We start from the raw sequence: 15,032 nt of genomic DNA, 5'->3' as shown, positions 1-15,032 counted from the left end.
CAAAAAGGCCCGCCACCATGTGCGGGCCTTTTTGCGTCGGAGATCCGCCACGCTCACATCTTGGGGAAAAAGACGAACAGCAGCACCGCGAGCCCCGCCAGCACCCACATGCCTGCAGAGACCTGGTGCCTCTTGCCGGCGGCGGTCTTGAGCAGGGGGTAAGTGAGAAGCCCCGTGCTCATGCCGACCCCGATGTTGTACGTGAAAATCATCAGCACAATGGTGAGGAAGGCTGGAACCAGCTCGGTAAAGTCCTCGAAATCGATCCGGCGGAGCGGCTCGATCATGAAGGAACCGATCACGATGAGGGCGATGCCGTAGGCATGGGGAGGCACGATGGTGAAGAGCGGGGCGAAAAAGAGGGACAGCAGGAAGAGCCCCGCCACCACCAGGGCCGTGAAGCCGGTGCGCCCCCCCTCCTCAATGCCGGTGGCCGATTCGATGTAGGCGCCGGTAGTGGAGGTGCCCAGCAGCGGCGCCACGGTAGTGGCGAGGGCATCGGCCAGCATCGGCTTCTCGATCTCCGGCAGGTTACCCTGCTCGTCCAGCAGATCGGCCCGCATGGAAAGGCCGATGAGGGTGCCAACCGTATCGAGGAACGCCATGATGAAAATGGTAAGGACCACGGGGAAGAAGCGGATGTCGAGGGCATCGCCGATGTTGAGCTGAAACAGGATCGGCGAGAGATCCGGCGGCATGCTCACGAATTCGGTCGGCATGGGCGTCACTCCAAAGGCCACCGACAGGACGGTGGTGGCGACGATGCCGATGACGATGGCCCCGTGAATCTTGCGCGTCATGAGAAACACGGTGAGGAGATAGCCGAAGACCGCCAGGAGCACCGACGGTGAGGCGATGTTGCCCATCTTGACCGGCGCCCCCGGCACGCCGAGGGTAACGAGACCGGTTTCGTTCAGGCCGATGAAGGTGAGAAACAGGCCGATGCCCACGGCAAAGGCGCATTTGAGCGAGAGCGGGATCGCCTCGGCCAGCCAGCTCCGCACCTTGAAGACGGTCAGGACCGTGAACAGCACGCCCGCCACGAAGACCGCACCCAGGGCAGTCTGCCATGAATAGCCCAGCACCTTGACCACGGTGAAGGCGATAAAGGCGTTCTCGCTCATGTACGGGGCAATGGCAAAGGGGCGATTGGCGTACAAGGCCATCACCACCGTGCCGAAGACCGCGGCCACGATGGTGGCAGTCGTGGAGGGGCCCCGCGGAATGCCCGCCGCTTCGAGAATGGCGGGATTGACGATGATGATGTACGCCATGGTCAGGAAGGTGGTGATGCCCGCCACCGTCTCCCTGCGGTAGGTGGTGTTGTGGCGATCGAAGTGAAAAAAATGTTTCATGGACGCCTCAGAAAAGTGGATATGGGTTTCGGACGGCGCTCGGGGTACCAGGGGGTCAGTCCCCTGTTCTGTGACGCCGCTCACAGCAATACCATGCTGCCACGGACTAAAATTGCCTCAACAGATCCATAATCCGTTACGCACTGTTTTCGAAGAGGTAAACCCCGGGCAACCGGGGGGCACAAAGCTGCGGGTCCCGCCGGTAATGGCGGGATAGCCGGGTTGGCGAAGAAACAGTTCCGCGTCCCTCAGGGGGCAGGCTGTTTCTTTTTTTTTGGCCGCGCCCACCACTCACACACGAAGGAGGAACCATGAAAGCGGCAGTATTGAGTCTCGCCATCCTTCTCGCGGCATCGGCATCGGCCCTTGCCCAACCGTTGCAGGTGGTCCTTGCAACCACCGCCACGGCCCTTACCGGCACCGTCATCAAGCCGGCGCCCACGGAGTTCTACGGCCTCGAAGTCGTGCTGCAGCTCCCCGTGGGGATCACGCCGAAACTGGACCCGCTCACCCCGGGCAGGTACTTCCTCGATCCGGCAACGGTCGTCATGGTGGACAACAGCATGCTGAACACCGGCACGCTCGTCTCATCCGCCCTGACCCCCTCGACGGACCCCACCGTGGGCGACACCGTGAAGTTCCTGCTCGTCAATCCCTACGGGGTCAAGTTCGGGACGTTCGGCTCGCTCTGGTTCGACTTCAAGCCGGGATTCGTGCCGAACTACAACGCGACCACACAGAATGTCAGCAACGCGGACTTCAAGGTCTTGAGCTACCGAGTGCTGGACGTCTCGGGCGCCGAGATTTCCACTGACCAGGCCGCCGCAAGCATCAGCAAAACCTACGTATGGAAGCAACCCTAAGTGGTGCCCGAGCCGTTCAGGGCGTACCGGGGCAATCCCCGGGCCCGCCCTGAACGGCTAATACCCCTTCACCGCATAGATCCCCGGCGCGTTGCGCCAGTATCCCTTGTAATCCATGCCATAGCCGAAGAGGAAACGGTCCGGGGACACAAGCCCCGTGAAGTCGGCTTTCAACCCCGGCCGGGCCTTCCGGTCATGCTCCTTGTCCACGAGCACGGCGGTGAGGACCTCCGCCGCCCCCTCCTGCCGGCACCATTCGGCAATGGCGTCGAGCGTTGCCCCCTCGTCCAGGATGTCATCCACGACCAGAACCGTCCGTCCTCTCAGGTCCACAGCGGGCCGCACCCGCCAGTCAAGGGATTTGCCGAAGATGTGGTGCCCGTAGCGCGTGGCATGGAGGTATTCGATCTCCAGGGGGAACCCGAGCCGGGGCAGCAACTTGCCGGTGACGATGAGCCCCCCGTTCATGACGCAGAAAACCAGGGGATTGGCCTCGGCCAGACGTTCGGTGACCGCGGCGGCAAGCCGGTCGATGGCGGCCTCCACTTCTGCTTCGGAGAAGAGACAGTCGGCCTCTTGGTAGACTTGCTTGATTTCATCGAGAGTTACGGACATGAAAGACCTCGCGGGAACATGACGATCGCAGGCCACAGTAGCCCAAGGCGCTCGCCTTGACAAGCAGGTTGACATGAAAACGACCAGGCCACTTTCACCATGCCCCGCCGGAAGCGGCTGAACCCGGCAGGACATCACATGAGCATCGTAAGCAGTATCTGCACAATGAGAATCTTGCTGATGGTGGCCACGGGATAGACCGAGGCATAGCCGATGTTGGGAAGATCGTTGCCGGTCTGCTCCAGGGCATAGCCGAGAACGGCGGGCTGGGTCTGGAGGCCGGCGACCATGCCGATGAGGATGCTCATGGGAATGTTCATGAGTCTGTGGCCGATCCAGAGGGTGGCAAGGGCCGTAAGGCAGGTGACCACCGCTCCGGCAGCGAAGATGGCCAATCCGCCACCCTTGGCAAGGGTGGTGACGAAGCCGTAGCCCGCCCGCGTGCCGACTCCGGCAAGGAACAATACCAGGCCGATCTGGCGCAGGGTCATGTTGGCGCTGTAGGGCAGGCTCCAGACCATGGAGCCCGACCGGCCGATGGTGCCGAGAATCAGCGCCACTATGAGGGGTCCGCCGGCGAAACCGAGCTTGAGGGTGATGCCGCCGGGCAGGGGGATGGGGATGATCCCGAGCAGAAGTCCCAGGGCCAGCCCCAGACTGAAGGTGAGGATATCCACCTCGCTCACGGCCCGGTAGGAATCGCCGAAAAAGGCCGTCACTTCCGCCATGTGGTCGCGGTGCGTGACGACGCGCACCCGGTCGCCCAGTTCGAGGACCATGTCGTCATGGGGCAGGAAATCGTCGTCGCCGCGCCGGACCCGCGTGATGGTGGCACCGTAGTTCTCGAACAGGTTCAGCTCTCCCAGCTGCCGCCCCGCCACCCGGGGATTCGAGACAAAAATCCGCCGGTAGTCGTACTCGCTCCGGTCAACGGTGATCTCCTCCTCACTCACTTCCCCCAGAAAGGCGGCCACCCGCCGCAATTCCGTCTCAGTCCCCACCGCGGTGACGAGATCGCCCGGCTGGAAGCGGACTTGGGGGCCGGTGAGAAGATATGAATCCCCGCGCCTGATCCGGCCGAAAATCACGTCCCACTTCTCATGGCGGGCCAGTTCGGCCACGGTGTGGCGCCCCGCCCCGGGCCAGGCGATGCGTACCGTCATGCTCCGCAGCGCCTCCGACGCGGTTCCGGCAAGCCTGAGCCGCTTCCCTTCCTCGCCATAATCGATTTTCCAGAGCTTCTGCACCAGGCTGATGGCGAGCACCACCCCCATGACCCCCATGGGGTAGGCCACCGAGTAGCCCACCACCGGTTCGGCCAGCAGCAGTTCACGCAGTTCCGGCGAAGCAATGTGCTTGACGGTTTCCAGGGCCCCGGCCAGGGCGGGGGTATTGGTGAGGCTGCCGGCGAAGAGGCCGGCGGTGACGGTGCCCGTAAGCCCCAGGAGCCGCTGGGCTCCCACGGCAAGCCCGGCGGCGACCAGGAGCATCCCGATGATCAGGGCGTTGTTGCGGACCCCCTCCCGCCGCAGGGACGCCACGAATGCGGGTCCGCTGGAGAGGCCGATGGTATAGACGAACAGGGCGAGGCCCAGGACATAGACGATTTCGGGAAGCTTCAGCTCGGGATGGAGCGATCCCATGGCCAACCCCACGAAGAGCACGGCCGCAACCCCGAGGCTCGATCCCCGGATTTTGATCCTGCCGAGGGGATAGCCGATTGCCGCCACGAGAAACAACACAAGAAGAGGGTTTTCAAGGAGGATTGAAAGCATGGGAGCGGGGCTCACATCCGGAGCGTGGGCTTGATGGTGTCGGGAATGAAGCTCTCGGCCGTGCGCCACCCCTTGCCCGGCACGTGAACGGGCTCGAACCGGTAGGCGATGAAGCCGAGAAGGTCAAAGGGAGGCGGCATGTCAGGGTCGTACCGGACCACCTTGTAGCCGATCAGGTCGCCGACGGAGGGAGCGCGGGAGGACTCCTTGAGGGTGCACGCCTCGATGGCCTGGCCGCCATGGCGGTTGGCCAGACGGATGCGGAAGTAGCGCTCCCCCTCGGGACTTACGCGTACAAATTCCTCCACCAGGGCGGGAATCACCGCTTCGAGGAGAATGCGGTTTTCCAGGTTCCGGCAGGCGTAGTCGAAGGCGGCTTCGGCGCTGTCGAAGATGGCGGGATCAGCCTTTTTCCGTTTGAACAGTCCGAACACGACCGCCTCCTGACTGATCCGTGATTACCGCTCGTGTCTCGTGTGGTTAGCCCTTGGAAGCACTTGCGAGGTATTTTGCCTGCTGCCACGGCGCGGCGACGCAGGCCTGGCCCGGCTACGTCAGGGAGCCGTAACGACGGCAGCGGTCAAAAGGACCACAATTACGAGAAATTACTGGCCAATCGGGACACTAGCCCGCTTTGACTCTCATCGTCCGGAGAAAAACAACCACTGCGCCGCTGCCCCCCATGTCCCGGGGGGCCGGCGCAAATTCGGCCACCATGCCCTTGCCCCGCTCCCGGAGCCAGGAAAGGACCGCTCCCTGGAGCACCGGCTCGCCGGAAGAGTTGTTCCCCTTTCCCGTAATGACAAGGACAGCCTTCTGGCCCCTCCGATGGGCACCGGCGATAAACCGCTCCAGGCTCGCCACTGCCTCTTCCCGGGTGAGCCCGTGGAGGTCCAGCTCAAGATCGATCCGTATCTGGCCATTTTTGAGCTGGCGCAACCGGCTCACCGGGCGGGGAGCACCGCTATCGCCCGGCAGGCTTTCGCGAAAATTCACATCGAGCTTCAACCGCGCGATGGCTTCGGCAAAGGCCGCCTGGTCGGCAGCCTCCAGACTCTTCGCCGGATCATCGCCAGCGGCCCGTGCCGGCCCGGCCGGCTCCTTCCGTTGATGCTGCGCCGACTGTCCCTTGTCCGGCCGATCCATCCGGCGCACGCCGGCCATCTCCCTCAGGAAAAGATTCAGATCGTCGGGCTCCGCCATGCTCCGGGGCGGAGGGGGGGCAACCGTCGGCGGCGTTTTCTCCGGGGTGGCCGGCTCGGGACGGAAACCCTTGAGGCCGCTGAAGGGACTGGGGGAGAACTCATTCTTTTTCTGTCCGGATTGCGGACTTTTCTTCTTCATGGACATCGTGCGTCAGGGTGCGTCCTTGGGCACGAGGATGATCTCGATGCGCCGGTTTTTAGCCTTGCCTTCATCGGTGTCGTTGGGAGCGACGGGATGATACTCCCCATAGGCCACGGCAGACAGCACGGCCGGGTCAATCCCCCGGCTCTGGAGGAAACGGGTCACGTTGATGGCGCGGGCCGCGGAAAGCTCCCAGTTGGTGGGGAAGCGCTTGGCAAGATTGCCAACGATCTGGACATTGTCCGTATGCCCTTCGATCCTGATGGCCTTGTCTTTCACATCCTTCAGGATCTCGACCACCTTCTGGAGGATGTCCATTCCCGCCGGCTTCACCTCGGCCTTGCCCGAGTCGAAGAGAATGGCGTCCACCATGTTCACCGTCAGCTTTCCCTTGAGTTCGGAAATGGTCACCTGTCCCTGGGCGATCTCGCCCTTCATCTTGTCGAGCAGGTCCTCGTAGGTCTTGCTCACCTCCCGTACCTGCTCCTCCTTGGCCTTCTGGGTCGAGGCGATGTCGGCCTTCAGGCGGGCATTCTCGGCTTCCAACTGGCTCACCTTCTGGCGCAGCTCCACAATGTTCTGGGAGAGCGAGTCCGATTTCGCCTGGAGCACCTGCTGGAGCTCCCGGTTGTCGGCAGTGAGCTTCTCCTTGTCGCGCGCGAGACCGGCAGCCTCGTCCTTGAGCTTGGCAAGGGCACCCTTGAGCCCTTCGTTCTCCGAGGACAGGGCCGTATATTTCTCCTGCAGCGTTGCCAGCTCCTTTGACAGGTTATCGGCTTCTTCGACTTTTTTCAGATACTTCCCCTCGCCGACAAGGCAGCCGGACAGCATCAGGGACGAAAGGGACAGCATCGTCAGGATCAGCATTCGTTTCAGCATGGAACCCTCCTTTTCGCTCTGCAACGACTGGCACGGCCCGCCGCGACGAACATCAGCAACGGGCGGCAGTGTCGCGTGTTGAATCATTGGAAAATATACACCGGCACCATGGCGGCCGCAAGCACAAGGGCCTGAGGAATCCACAACCTGTGATAGACTCTGGACATATCCGCCCCGAAATACTCGCGCGTCAGGACGAGACACAGATGGACCGGCGAGATCATGACCCCGGTAAACCCGCTTCCGAACGCAAGCGAAAGCAGCCCCAAAGACGGGGCATCGCCCCCCATCAGCGGCATGAGAATCGGAAAGGTGATCCCCACGAAGGCCACGGTGAGGCCGGTCATAACCCCCGCGAGGAATGGAATGACCGTGATGATGAGCACTGCCGGCAGGCCGCTCTCGGCGAAAAAGCGCGAGATGCCGTCCAGTGCCCCGGTCAGACGCAGAGTCTCCTGAAAGATCATGATCCCGAAGACGAGGGTCATGGCCTTGGGCGATATGCTCTCCCTGAGCGACCGGACAATGGCGGCCGGCGAATACCGGTGGGCCAGGTACATGAGCACGGTCACACCACCCATGGCCGGGACCGGATTCACCCGGAAGACCACCACCAGGACCAGGGCTGCCATAATGGGCGACACGGCAGCGAGAAACATCCGCAGCGCCTTCCCCCGCCCCACTGACGTGCTGCTGCCGGCCGGAGTCGGGCCAACCCCCGCGAAGGCGAACACACCCCCCCAGAGCACCACCGACAGGGCATAGGGAAGGTTCGCCAGGACGATCTTCTGATAGGGGATGTGCGCCAGTCCGGCCACGAGAATAATGCCGGGATAGAGGGGGGAGACGTATTCCCAGATATGGCGATACCAGTAGTTGACGAACGCCTTCTGGTCGGCGGGGATCGACAGGCGGGACGCGGCCTCGCTCACCATGGGCGCCGAAAAGACCGCCCCGCCCGGAGAGGGCAGCATTCCGATCATTGCCGGCATGGACGCCATGATGAACCGGGCGTCGGGGAAGACCTCGGACAGGCTTTCCACCATCCGCTTCAGGGTACCGGTGGAGCGGAGAATATTCTCCATGATCATGGTGAAAATGAGGGTAGCCGTCATCTCCAGCGCATTGGGAGAGGCCAGCGCCACCCAGGCCCCGGCGAGGAAATCGAGCGGCGGCGTCAGATAGAGAAGCGCCAGGGTCGCCGCTCCGATGAGCATCACGAGTCCCAGGTGCATCGTGCGCCGCAGCAGGAAGACCACCACGACGAGGACGACGAGGGTTCTGAGGAGATCGTTCATGTCCGGCCCGGAAAGAGGCTTGGGTTACCTGCCCGCGAATGAAAAAAGGGACGGAGCCGCCCCTTTTCGTACTGCAATGCGTCCGAGGACGCCGCCTATTTCCGGATGAACCGCCGCTTCATCCCCATGGCGGCCGCCTGTTGCTTCATGACGACGCTCTGGCGCTCCAGGTGAAACTGGAGCCACATCTCGCCGTAGTTCTTCATCTTCATCTTCTTCCCTTCCTTGAGCGCCTCAAGGCTGGCGGTCAGCTTGTCGTCGCCCGGGATCTTCTTGAGGCCCCGCTCCAGGACTTCCCTGGCCTGTCCCATGTCCTCGCATTCGGTCCAGCAGTAGGCATATACGCTCCAGAGCAGCGACTCCTTGGGGCTCCACTGGACCGCCTTCTCAAAGGTCTCCTTCATTTTGTCCCGCTTGTTCCGCTTCATGTAGGTGATGGCGAGCATGGCCATGGCAACCCAGTTTTTGGTGAAGGCCTTCTCAAGATAGGGGAACGCGCCGGAGAAATCCCGTTTCAGGTAGTAGATGATGCCGATCTGGGCGTTGATCTGCCCCTCCACGTAAATCTGCCAGCGGGAGTAGCGGAGGCCCTCTTTCAGGTCGCGGATCGCTTTTTCCACCCGCTGGGCCTGGATATCCCGGGATGCGCTCTCCATGAGGGCCAGAACCTTTTTCATGACCACGCGAGAGATGAGGAGGAATGAGCCGCCGAACAGTGCCAGCCCCACCAGGATGGCCCACCACCAGGCCGAAGTGCCGGCGGCGAGGATGACGACGACAATGGCGATAAGGGCGATCGCGCCGGAAATCAGGAAGTTGTACATTGCAGATGAAGTCCTTTCATTCGTGTGTGCAGTGAGGGATGGCGAGTATTAGCTGTTCTCTCCGCCGTCTACCGGCACCATCGCCCCTTTTTTCTCCACATACTTGGCGACGATGATCCGCTTGCCGGGGTGAAGGGCCATTTTGCCCTTCAAGTTGTTCCACGCGGCCAGAATCCGTTGGGAAATATTGAATTTCTTCGACAGTGAGGCCACGGTGTCGCCCCTTTTGACCGTGTAGTACTTGTTGAATTCGCGGGACTGGTCCTTCTGCGGCGACGCCTTGGCAACGGCCCTTTCCGCAGTATCCTCCGGTGCTGCCGGCACCGGCACCAGCAGGGTGCGGCCCCGGATATTCGAGGTCGGCTTCAGCTTGTTCACCTCGGCCAGAGCCCCGGCGCTGGTGCCGTAGCGCCGCGCGATCGCCTGCAGGGTATCCCTTTTCTTCACCCGGTAGCGGCTGTACACGATCCGCTCGATGTAGCGCTGGTCAGGGGGAATCTGGGCGTACGCCTCATCAAAGGATTTTCGCTTTCCCTTGGGGATTTTGAGCTCGTAGTCGGGATAGTCGGGGGGGGTGCACCAGCGGCGCAGTTCCGGATTCAGATCCTTGATGGTCTTGACGTCCACCTCGCAGAGCTTGGCCACCAGGTCCAGGTCGGTGCGCGAAGGGATGGCAACGGAGTCGAATTCGACGGGGGGAAGATACGCCACATCGGCGAAACCGTAGCGGGCCGGCTCCTTTGCGATGATGGCGGCGGCCAGGAGCTTGGGCACGTAATCCTTGGTCTCCCGCTTGAGGTACGACCCCTTGGATATCTCCCAGAAGTCCCGCGTGTTGTATTTGTCGATGGCGCGCAGGATCTTGTTTTCGCCGGCGTTATAGCCTGCCGCGGCCAGATACCAGTCCTGGTTGAAGAGGGAGTAAAGCTCCTTCAGGTACATGGCGGCGGCCACGGTCGACTTGAGGGGGTCGCGCCGTTCGTCGATCCACTGGTCGATCCTCAGGTCATAGCGCTTGCCCGTGCCCGAGATGAACTGCCAGGGCCCCACGGCGCTCGCCACGGAGACGGCGTGGGGGGTGAAGCCGCTCTCGATCATGGCCAGGTAGACCAGGTCCTCGGGAAGCCCTTCCTTCCTGAGAACCTCGCGCATCATGGGGATGTATCGTTCGGAGCGGGAAAGCCAGCGGGAAAAGGACTTGCGGCCGGAGGTCTGGAAATAGGTAATGAAGTACTCTACCTTGCCGTTAAGGGCAAGCGGGATGTCCGACTCGGGGAGGTCCTGGCCGGGGAGCTGCAGTTCGAAGTCATCGACCGGGGATGCCTCGTCCTCCACGACGATGAGCTCTCCCATGGCCGGCTCCAGCGGATTCGCCCGGCGCCCCTCGGCAAGGGGGGCAGCCTTGGACCGCGCCGCTCCCACGCGGGGCAACACTCCCGACAGATCGGCCTGCAACGAACCGTTCCCCAGAGAGGCCAACTCCCGAAGGGGGTTCGCGTGGAAATCGGATGCCTGGGCAATGGGTGTGAACAGCAGGACTATGGCCAGCAGGAAAAAAGATCGATTCATGGGAGCCCTTCCGCGCACTTTCGCGAGGGAATAATGTGGGAAGTCCGGGCCATGCCGGATGCGGCAGTATAGTCGTATTTCACCAACCTGTCAAGATTAGGAGGTTTTTGGGTGATAACCGGTTGAAGGGACAGGCGTTTCGGCTCAGGAGAGGTCGGGCGGCGCATCCGGCCCTGCCTCGTCGGGCCAGAAACGCCGCTCCATCTCCAGCAGGAGCGGTTCAAGGCTCGAACGGTCCACGGCGCTGATGGTGATGGCCCCATGGCGGCGGGCCAACTGGCGGATTTTCATGAATGCCAGGGGACTCTTCCGCTTCAGCTCGGGCACCAGGTCTCCCTTGTTGAACACCACCAGGCGCGGTTTGTCGCCGAGCTTAAGCTCTTCAAGGATCTTTCCCACCTGTCCGATCTGCTCCTCCATGCGGGGATTGGAGCAGTCCACCAGGTGAAGGAGGAGATCCGCGTCCTGGAGCTCTTCCAGGGTCGCCTTGAATGCCCCCAGCAAAGACGCGGGCAGGGAGCGGATGAAGCCGACCGTATCGGTGATGATGACCTCGCGCTCCCGGGGGAAACGGAGCCTGCGGGTTGAGGTATCGAGGGTGGCGAAAAGGAGGTTTTCGGTAAAGACGTCGCTCTTGGTCAGGGCGTTGAGCAGGGTCGACTTCCCCGCATTGGTGTAACCCACGATGGAAACGATGGGAAGGCCGGCCCGCACCCGCTTCTGGCGCCGCTGCTGGCGACCCCGGGAAAGCTCCTCCAGCTCCCGCTCCAGCTTGGCGATGCGGTCCCTGATGCGGCGGCGGTCGATCTCCAGCTTGGTCTCGCCGGGCCCCCGGCCGCCGATCCCCCCCATCAGGCGCGACATCTGCACCCCCCGCCCCGTGAGGCGCGGCAGGATATACTTGAGCTGGGCAAGCTCCACCTGGACTTTGCCGTCGAGGCTCGTGGCCCGGCGGGCGAATATGTCGAGAATGAGCTGGCTCCGGTCGATGACCTTGAGTTCGGTCAGGGCCGAGATGGAACGGACCTGGGCCGGGGAGAGCTCCTGATCGAAGATGAGAAGCGTCGCCCCGAGCTGGAGCGCCCGAATCAGGACCTCCCGCGTCTTGCCCTCCCCCATCAGGTAGCGGGGATTGAACTGGCGGGGACGCTGGATCACGGCATCGAGAACTGCCACGCCGGCGGTGCGGGCCAATTCCCGAAGCTCGTCCATGGAATCCTCGGCCTCCTCCCGGGGCTGCTTCGTGACCGAGATGAGGATGGCCCGCTCCTGACCAGCAGCGACTTCCCGGGACTCGGTGGCAACGGCCTTTTCCAGAGAACGCTCGAGGGTCGAAATGAAGGCGCCGAAATCCATCCGGTGGGCGGCCAATGGCTCGGCTGCCTCCACGCGGTAGGGATGGGCACTGTCATCGGAGGGATTGAGCGACGCGGTCTGGATGGCGAGCCGGCGGTCGTCATCGTGGACCTGGATGACCGCCATGAGGTCGAAGCGCAGGAGCGCCAGGTCGGTGAGGTCGTCCTCGGAAAAGGAACCGCCTCTCAGGTGAGTGTGGATGTAGCGGAGCCCCCGCAGGAGCCGCCGGCCCAGGGGATAGTCGGACAGGTCGGGGATGAAGAGCTCCCGTTCATCGCCGATAATGACATACTCGACTGAGCCGTGGCGGTTGACGAGAATTCCCACCCGCCGGCGGATGTCCCGGGTGATGTCCACCATCCGGGCCGCCAGTTCTGGGGTGATCAGTTCGTCGGGCGGTACCTTGCGCCGGTAGAGCCGTTCAAGGGCCGCCACCTGGCTCGGCTTGAGCCCCATGAGGTTGCCGTGCAGATGTTTGATTGAAAACTCCTTGGCCGGCAGCGGCCCCGTTGGTCAAAGCCCTATGATATTATACCCGCTGTCGACGAAGTGCACTTCCCCGGTCACTCCGCTCGACAGATCGCTGGCCAGATAGAGGGCCGCGCCGGCCACCTCGTCCTGGCTGATATTGCGGCGGAGGGGCGCTTTTTCGGCCACGTGGCCGGCGATCTGGTTGAAGCCGCCCACCCCCGCTGCGGCGAGGGTTTTCAGGGGACCGGCAGAGATGGCGTTGACCCGGATGCCGTCGGGACCGACGGCCTCGGCAAGGTACCTGACGCTCATCTCCAGGGCCGCCTTGGCGACCCCCATGACGTTATAGTTCGGGAACACCTTCTGTCCGCCATAGTAGGAAAGCGTGATGATGCTCCCCTGCCGCTCTTTCAGGAGGGGATGGGCTCCCTTGGCCAGGGCGACGAGGGAATAGGCGCTGATGTCCATGGCGAGGGAAAAGCCTTCCCGGCTGGTGTTGAGAAAGGACCCCTTCAGTTCGTCCTTGTTGGCAAAAGCCACCGAATGAACAAGGGTGTCGAGCCCTCCCCACGAACGCTCGACCCGGGCGAAGACCGCCTTGATGTCATCGTCATCGCGAACATCGCAGGGAAGAACAAGGCTCGCCCCGACGCTTTCGGCGAGCGGAATCACCCGCTTGGCCAGGGTTTCGTTGGCATAGGTGACCGCCAGGTCGGCGCCTTCCCGCCGGAACGCCTGCGCAATGGCCCACGCGATGCTTTTCTCGTTGGCGATGCCGAATACGATCGCCTTCTTGCCCGTCAATAGACCCATGAATCCATTCCTCCCACCTAATGCTGTCGACTGTGCCGAGCAGTCCGCTCGGCTCGGTACAGGGGGATAGTAATACAAAAAAACCCCATCGTTGGCAAGACATATGGCGATTTTATGATACAAGTGTGGATGGGGAGGACGCCATGACCGGCACCTACACCGAACTCTTGGAGGGAAGCGAGCGTTTGAGCGGTCTTGCCGACGTGGACGAGGTAATCAAAGCTCTCTCCCGCCTCCTGCGCAAGCTCGTCAAAACCCGATGGATCGCCGTCTATTTCTTTGACCGCGAACGGAGGGATTTCGCCCCGGCCCGCAGCACGGGGCTCCCGGCCCGTTTCGTTCCCGTGTTTCGCGAGATGCCGCTGGCGCCGGACAAGATCCCTCTCCTGAAAGGCATGCTTCGCAAACGGCAGCACCTGATGCTCACGGACCCCGGCTCCTCGGACCTGCTCACCCCGAAGCTCCGGAAACTCCTCCGCAACCTCTGCGTGCTGGCGGTCCCCATGGTGGTCAGGACCCAGGTCATCGGTGCCGTGGTCATGGCCCGCACCCGCGAGCTCCCTCCCTTTTCCGCCGCTGAAACCGCCATCATCCGCGATCTGGTTTCCCACGCGGCACTGGTGGTTTCCCACATGCAGCTCTTTGACGAGTCCCTGGACATGGCCCTGGACCTGGCGGGGCGCATCGACGTGATCCTCACCATCGACGAAATCAACAAGGCCATCTCCTCCTCCCTCTCGCGGGAGAGGATCATGGAGACGGCCATGACACAGGTGGAGCGGATCACCGGCTGCGAGCTCGTGGCGATCCTCCAGGCTGAAGGAGGGGGGCTCACGGTCATGTCGTCCCATGCCTCGGGACTTGAAATCCCCGCCCCCCTCCGCCCCGGCGCGCCCCTTTCGCTGGCGGGCTGTACCGCCTGGACCGCCTTCCGCACCGGCCGCAGCGCGAGCATCGCCGACCTGGCCGACGCCAGGAAGCCCGGCACCGTCTCCCGGACCCTCCTGACCGCCGGTATCCGGTCGCTCCTGGCCATTCCCCTCATGTCGCGCGACCAGGTCAAGGGGGTGCTGCTGTTGGGCGACACGGAACCCGGCACGTTCGCCCGGGGCGAAACGTTCACCATCGAGAAGATCGCATCCCAGATGGCGGTGGCACTGGAAAACGCCCGGCTTTACGAAGACATGCGGAGCCTGTTCTTCAACACCGTGTCCAGCCTGGCCAATGCCATCGATGCCAAGAGCCCCTGGACCAAGGGGCACTCGGAACGGGTCATGCACATCTCGACCCGCATCGCCAAGGAGATGGGTCTTTCGGAACAGGACGTGGAACGGATCCGGCTCGGGGGGCTGCTGCACGATATCGGCAAGATCGGTGTCATCGAGGCGCTTCTGGAGAAGCCGGCGCTCCTCTCGGAGGACGAATTCCCCCCCATGAGGCTTCACCCGGAAAAGGGGGTTGCCATCCTGGCTCCCATTGACCAGTTAAAGGAAGTGCTTCCCATTATCCTCTACCACCACGAGCGGCTGGACGGCTCGGGCTATCCCGAGGGGCTCACCGGCGACCACATCCCCCTGGGGGCGCGCATCGTAGCGGTGGCTGACTCCTTCGACGCCATGGTGTCGGAGCGGCCCTATAAACAAGCCTGCACCCTCCCGGAAGCCCTGGAAGAGCTTCGCGCCGGCGCCGGCAGCCAGTTCGATCCGGCCGTGGTCGAGTGCTTCGGCAGGTACGTCAAGCGGGTGATGGGCAGGGGCGGCGGCACCACGCCCGGGGCGCTCTGGGAGGTCGCCTAAAGGAGCGGTAAGGAGAACCGCGGCGGGCAACGGCCAGGGGCCACTCGTAACAGGGAGTGCCCGGATGTTAC

13 protein-coding genes and 1 riboswitch are annotated in these 15,032 nt (G+C 62.9%); of the genes, 2 read left to right on the top strand and 11 right to left on the bottom strand.

Annotated features, from left to right (window positions below; all coding sequences use genetic code 11):
* Positions 1–53 precede the first annotated feature (53 nt).
* Complete coding sequence (locus AC6CDK_RS02190) at positions 54–1,355, bottom strand: NCS2 family permease (RefSeq protein WP_039645894.1); 1,302 nt, start codon at positions 1,353–1,355, stop codon at positions 54–56.
* A gap of 146 nt (positions 1,356–1,501) precedes the next feature.
* A riboswitch (cyclic di-GMP riboswitch) is annotated at positions 1,502–1,585 on the top strand.
* Between the two features lie 81 nt (positions 1,586–1,666).
* On the opposite strand from AC6CDK_RS02190, the gene AC6CDK_RS02185 reads away from it, so the two are divergent.
* The gene (locus AC6CDK_RS02185) at positions 1,667–2,218 is read left to right on the top strand and encodes a hypothetical protein (protein ID WP_039645896.1); all 552 of its coding nucleotides are present in this window, start codon (positions 1,667–1,669) and stop codon (positions 2,216–2,218) included.
* Positions 2,219–2,275: 57 nt separating this feature from the next.
* Here the strand turns inward: AC6CDK_RS02185 and AC6CDK_RS02180 are convergent, their stop codons facing one another.
* The 10 genes from AC6CDK_RS02180 to AC6CDK_RS02135 form a co-directional block, all read right to left on the bottom strand.
* Positions 2,276–2,833 carry a hypoxanthine-guanine phosphoribosyltransferase gene (locus AC6CDK_RS02180; protein WP_039645898.1) on the bottom strand — a complete coding sequence of 186 codons (558 nt, stop codon included), beginning with the start codon at positions 2,831–2,833 and terminating at the stop codon, positions 2,276–2,278.
* 134 nt (positions 2,834–2,967) lie between these two features.
* The gene (locus AC6CDK_RS02175; RefSeq protein ID WP_039645900.1) at positions 2,968–4,608 is read right to left on the bottom strand and encodes an aspartate:alanine exchanger family transporter; all 1,641 of its coding nucleotides are present in this window, start codon (positions 4,606–4,608) and stop codon (positions 2,968–2,970) included.
* 11 nt (positions 4,609–4,619) lie between these two features.
* Entirely contained in the window at positions 4,620–5,042 is a 423-nt protein-coding gene (locus AC6CDK_RS02170; RefSeq protein WP_039645902.1) for a hypothetical protein, read from the bottom strand.
* Positions 5,043–5,232: 190 nt separating this feature from the next.
* Positions 5,233–5,952, bottom strand: coding sequence for a Smr/MutS family protein (locus AC6CDK_RS02165; protein WP_039648313.1), 720 nt, complete (start codon positions 5,950–5,952; stop codon positions 5,233–5,235).
* A gap of 12 nt (positions 5,953–5,964) precedes the next feature.
* Positions 5,965–6,834, bottom strand: coding sequence for an OmpA/MotB family protein (locus AC6CDK_RS02160; protein ID WP_039645904.1), 870 nt, complete (start codon positions 6,832–6,834; stop codon positions 5,965–5,967).
* An 83-nt stretch (positions 6,835–6,917) separates the two neighbouring features.
* A complete protein-coding gene (locus tag AC6CDK_RS02155) occupies positions 6,918–8,132 on the bottom strand; it encodes a DUF401 family protein (RefSeq protein ID WP_192905112.1) in 1,215 nt (404 codons plus the stop codon).
* Positions 8,133–8,227: 95 nt separating this feature from the next.
* The gene (locus AC6CDK_RS02150; protein WP_039645908.1) at positions 8,228–8,956 is read right to left on the bottom strand and encodes a tetratricopeptide repeat protein; all 729 of its coding nucleotides are present in this window, start codon (positions 8,954–8,956) and stop codon (positions 8,228–8,230) included.
* Between the two features lie 48 nt (positions 8,957–9,004).
* Positions 9,005–10,525, bottom strand: coding sequence for a lytic transglycosylase domain-containing protein (locus AC6CDK_RS02145; RefSeq protein WP_192905111.1), 1,521 nt, complete (start codon positions 10,523–10,525; stop codon positions 9,005–9,007).
* Positions 10,526–10,669: 144 nt separating this feature from the next.
* Entirely contained in the window at positions 10,670–12,337 is a 1,668-nt protein-coding gene (gene hflX, locus AC6CDK_RS02140; protein ID WP_039645912.1) for a GTPase HflX, read from the bottom strand.
* Between the two features lie 57 nt (positions 12,338–12,394).
* Positions 12,395–13,165 carry an enoyl-ACP reductase FabI gene (locus AC6CDK_RS02135; RefSeq protein WP_039645914.1) on the bottom strand — a complete coding sequence of 257 codons (771 nt, stop codon included), beginning with the start codon at positions 13,163–13,165 and terminating at the stop codon, positions 12,395–12,397.
* A gap of 143 nt (positions 13,166–13,308) precedes the next feature.
* Here AC6CDK_RS02135 and AC6CDK_RS02130 point away from each other — a divergent pair, with 143 nt between their 5' ends.
* Positions 13,309–14,961, top strand: a complete 1,653-nt coding sequence (locus tag AC6CDK_RS02130) for an HD domain-containing phosphohydrolase (protein ID WP_039645916.1) — start codon at positions 13,309–13,311, stop codon at positions 14,959–14,961.
* Positions 14,962–15,032: the final 71 nt, after the last annotated feature.

It is taken from the genome of Geobacter sp. PheSNFMC (genome assembly GCF_059620965.1).
This window is presented reverse-complemented; position numbering and strand designations above follow the sequence as displayed.

What these genes read in the sequence shown, in the direction of transcription:
- AC6CDK_RS02135 (WP_039645914.1), bottom strand. Translation starts at nt 13,165, where the DNA reads ATGGGTCTATTGACGGGCAAGAAGGCGATCGTATTCGGCATCGCCAAC.
- AC6CDK_RS02175 (WP_039645900.1), bottom strand. Translation starts at nt 4,608, where the DNA reads ATGCTTTCAATCCTCCTTGAAAACCCTCTTCTTGTGTTGTTTCTCGTG.
- AC6CDK_RS02130 (WP_039645916.1), top strand. Translation starts at nt 13,309, where the DNA reads ATGACCGGCACCTACACCGAACTCTTGGAGGGAAGCGAGCGTTTGAGC.
- AC6CDK_RS02155 (WP_192905112.1), bottom strand. Translation starts at nt 8,132, where the DNA reads ATGAACGATCTCCTCAGAACCCTCGTCGTCCTCGTCGTGGTGGTCTTC.
- AC6CDK_RS02150 (WP_039645908.1), bottom strand. Translation starts at nt 8,956, where the DNA reads ATGTACAACTTCCTGATTTCCGGCGCGATCGCCCTTATCGCCATTGTC.
- AC6CDK_RS02145 (WP_192905111.1), bottom strand. Translation starts at nt 10,525, where the DNA reads ATGAATCGATCTTTTTTCCTGCTGGCCATAGTCCTGCTGTTCACACCC.
- AC6CDK_RS02185 (WP_039645896.1), top strand. Translation starts at nt 1,667, where the DNA reads ATGAAAGCGGCAGTATTGAGTCTCGCCATCCTTCTCGCGGCATCGGCA.
- AC6CDK_RS02190 (WP_039645894.1), bottom strand. Translation starts at nt 1,355, where the DNA reads ATGAAACATTTTTTTCACTTCGATCGCCACAACACCACCTACCGCAGG.
- AC6CDK_RS02165 (WP_039648313.1), bottom strand. Translation starts at nt 5,952, where the DNA reads ATGAAGAAGAAAAGTCCGCAATCCGGACAGAAAAAGAATGAGTTCTCC.
- AC6CDK_RS02160 (WP_039645904.1), bottom strand. Translation starts at nt 6,834, where the DNA reads ATGCTGAAACGAATGCTGATCCTGACGATGCTGTCCCTTTCGTCCCTG.
- hflX (WP_039645912.1), bottom strand. Translation starts at nt 12,337, where the DNA reads ATGGGGCTCAAGCCGAGCCAGGTGGCGGCCCTTGAACGGCTCTACCGG.
- AC6CDK_RS02180 (WP_039645898.1), bottom strand. Translation starts at nt 2,833, where the DNA reads ATGTCCGTAACTCTCGATGAAATCAAGCAAGTCTACCAAGAGGCCGAC.